At 69.7% G+C, this 2,685-nt stretch carries 4 protein-coding genes; all 4 read left to right on the plus strand.

Going from position 1 to position 2,685, the window contains the following annotated elements:
• Positions 1-723: aminotransferase class III-fold pyridoxal phosphate-dependent enzyme (locus tag ACZ4U1_RS17820; RefSeq protein ID WP_467904220.1), on the plus strand; the 723-nt coding region annotated here is incomplete at its 5' end.
• Positions 724-746: 23 nt separating this feature from the next.
• Positions 747-1,151, plus strand: coding sequence for an ectoine synthase (locus ACZ4U1_RS17825; RefSeq protein WP_467904221.1), 405 nt, complete (start codon positions 747-749; stop codon positions 1,149-1,151).
• 1 nt (position 1,152) lies between these two features.
• Positions 1,153-1,707: a diaminobutyrate acetyltransferase gene (gene ectA / locus ACZ4U1_RS17830; protein WP_467904222.1), complete on the plus strand. Its 555-nt coding sequence runs from the start codon at positions 1,153-1,155 to the stop codon at positions 1,705-1,707.
• On the plus strand, positions 1,704-2,594 hold the full coding sequence (gene thpD, locus ACZ4U1_RS17835; protein WP_467904224.1) for an ectoine hydroxylase: 891 nt from the start codon (positions 1,704-1,706) through the stop codon (positions 2,592-2,594). The genes ectA and thpD overlap by 4 nt, the downstream gene beginning before the upstream one ends.
• The last annotated feature ends 91 nt before the right edge of the window (positions 2,595-2,685 follow it).

Consider the following 2,685-nt stretch of genomic DNA (forward strand, 5'->3'; position numbering starts at 1 on the left):
CCGGACTTCCTGTGGTTCGAGCGGCTGCTGGAGGACCAGGGCTCCGGGCTGAACAAGCCGGCCGCGGTGATCGTGGAGACCGTGCAGGGCGAGGGCGGCATCAACGTCGCCCGGCCCGAGTGGCTGCGGGCGCTGAAGGAGCTGTGCGAGCGGCAGGACATGCTGCTGATCGTCGACGACATCCAGATGGGCTGCGGCCGTACCGGTGCGTTCTTCTCGTTCGAGGAGGCCGGGATCGTGCCGGACATCGTCACCGTGTCGAAGTCGATCAGCGGTTACGGGCTGCCCATGTCCCTGTGCCTGTTCAAGCCGGAACTGGACGTGTGGGAGCCGGGCGAGCACAACGGCACCTTCCGCGGCAACAACCCCGCATTCGTCACCGCCACCGCCGCCCTGGAGACCTACTGGACCGACGGCTCCGCGATGGAGAAGCAGACCCGCACCCGCGGCGAACAGGTCGAGCGGGAACTCGTCGCCATCCGTGCGGAGAACCTCGCCGACGTCAAGGAGCACCGCGGGCGCGGGCTCGTGTGGGGCCTGGAGTTCCACGACAGGTCGCGGGCCTCCCGGGTCGCGCGGCGCGCCTTCGAACTCGGGCTGCTCATCGAGACGTCCGGCCCCGAGGGCGAGGTCGTCAAGCTGCTGCCCGCCCTCACCACGACCCCCGACGAGCTGGACGAGGGCCTCAGCGTCCTCGCCCGTGCCGTCCGGGAAACCGCCTGACCAGCTAGGAGGAAACGCACCCCGTGATCGTCCGATCGTTCAAGGACATCGAAGGCACCGACCGTCATGTGAAGGCGGCGTCCGGCACCTGGGAGAGCAAGCGGATCGTCCTCGCCAGGGAGCGGGTCGGCTTCTCCCTGCACGAGACGATTCTGTACGCCGGGACGGAGACGTCGATGTGGTACGCCAACCACATCGAGGCCGTGCTGTGCGTCGAAGGCGAGTCGGAGCTGACGAACGAGGAGACCGGCGAGAAGCACTGGATCACCCCCGGCACCATGTACCTCCTCGACGGGCACGAGCGGCACACGCTGCGCCCCAAGACCGACTCCCGCTACATCTGCGTGTTCAACCCGCCGGTCACCGGCCAGGAGGACCACGACGAGAACGGCGTCTACCCCCTGCTCACCGACGAGGAGGCGGCCTGAGATGGCGGGCGCCAAGGCCGTCTTCCGCACCCCGACACCCGAGGACGGGCTGAAGGTGTGGGAACTGGTCGACAGCACGCCCGGTCTGGACACCAACAGCCCGTACGCCTACGTCCTGTGGTTCCGCGACTTCGCCGACTGCTGCCTGGTGGCCACCGTGGACGACGAGATCGTGGGCTTCCTCACCGGCTACCGCCGCCCCGAGGAACCGGAGACCTACTTCGTGTGGCAGACCGCCGTCAGCCCGCGGCACGGCATCCCGTTCCTCGGCGTGAAGCTCTTCGAGGAGGCCGCCGAGCGGCAACGCGCACGCGGGGCACGCTTCGTGGAGGCCAGCGTGTCGGCCGAGAACCGCTCGATCCTCATGGTGCTCCGGCAGTACGCCCGCCGGCGGACGGCCGAGATCACCGAACAACTGCTCTTCCCCGCCGACCTGCTGGGAGAGGGCCACCACGACGAGATCCTCCAGCGCATCGGCCCCCTCGCCGCCCTCGACCCGGCAACGGACACCCCGACCGACACCACCACCTCACCCGTGAAGGAGACCGCCGCATGAGCACCACCCTCCGCCCCGACCTCTACCCCACCCGCGTCGCCGGGGAGGCCGTCCCGCAGCCGCGGGTCGACCCCACCGTGTGGGGCCAGGGCCCCGGTCCGCTCAGCCAGGAGCAGCTGGCGGCCTACGACTCCAGCGGCTACCTCGTCCTCGACGAACTGCTGACCCCGGACGAGGTGGAGACCTACCGCGCCGAGCTGCAGCGCCTGGGCCAGGACCCGGTGCTGCGCGCCGGCGAGCGTGTCGTGCTGGAGCCGGACTCCGACCGGGTCCGCTCGGTGTTCGAGGTCGAGAAGGTCAGCGAGGTCTTCGCCAAGCTGCTGTTCTCCTCCAAGCTCACCGACATCGCCCGGCAGGTCCTCGACTCGGACGTGTACATCCACCAGAGCCGCGTCAACTACAAGCCCGGCTTCGGCGGCGCCGAGTTCGACTGGCACTCCGACTTCGAGACCTGGCACGCCGAGGACGGCATGCCCCGGCCGCGCGCGTTCAGCGTCTCGATCGCGCTGAGCGAGAACCACCCGTTCAACGGGCCGCTGCTGGTCATGCCGGGCACGCACAAGACGTTCATCCCGTCGGTGGGCGAGACGCCGGTCGACTTCCACAAGGAGTCGCTGCGCGTGCACCGCATCACCGTCGGCTCCCCGGGCCAGGAGCACCTGACGCGGATGGCCGAGCAGCACGGCATCGAGCAGATCACCGGCCCCGCCGGCTCGGCGGTGATGTTCGACTCCAACCTGCTGCACGGCTCCAACGGGAACATCACGCCGTTCCCGCGCTCCAACATCTTCATCGTCTACAACAGCGTGGAGAACACGCTGGAGGAGCCGTTCGCCGCGCCCAAGCCGCGTCCGCAGCACCTCGGCAACCGGGAGTTCCGGCGCTGATCGTCCCCGAGGTCCCCGGCGTGGGGGGGGGCGGTCGCGGCCGCCCCACGCCGCGTCCGGCCGCGGTCACCGGGACACGGAAGGTGGCCCA

It is taken from the genome of Streptomyces sp. NPDC028928 (genome assembly GCF_055564915.1).